The organism is Citrobacter sp. wls827, from assembly GCF_005280875.1.
GTDB classification, from domain to species: domain Bacteria; phylum Pseudomonadota; class Gammaproteobacteria; order Enterobacterales; family Enterobacteriaceae; genus Citrobacter; species Citrobacter youngae.
Genome location: NZ_SZWR01000011.1, coordinates 1 through 201, shown reverse-complemented (window position 1 = coordinate 201; position 201 = coordinate 1). Strand labels below are relative to the sequence as shown.

Below are 201 nucleotides of genomic sequence, written 5' to 3'. Positions count from 1 at the left end.
GGGGTCAGGTGGGACCACCGCGCTACAGCCGCCAGGCAAATTCTTTACTAAGTGCCAAACTTTAACCCGAAAAACTGGTGCTGATACCCAGAGTCGAACTGGGGACCTCACCCTTACCAAGGGTGCGCTCTACCAACTGAGCCATATCAGCACACTAAATTTGATGCCTGGCAGTTCCCTACTCTCGCATGGGGAGACCCC

At 54.7% G+C, this 201-nt stretch carries 1 tRNA gene; it reads right to left on the bottom strand.

From position 1 onward, the window contains the following. Window positions 1-75: 75 nt before the first annotated feature. Window positions 76-151, bottom strand: a tRNA-Thr gene (locus FDX03_RS06845). Window positions 152-201 lie beyond the last annotated feature (50 nt).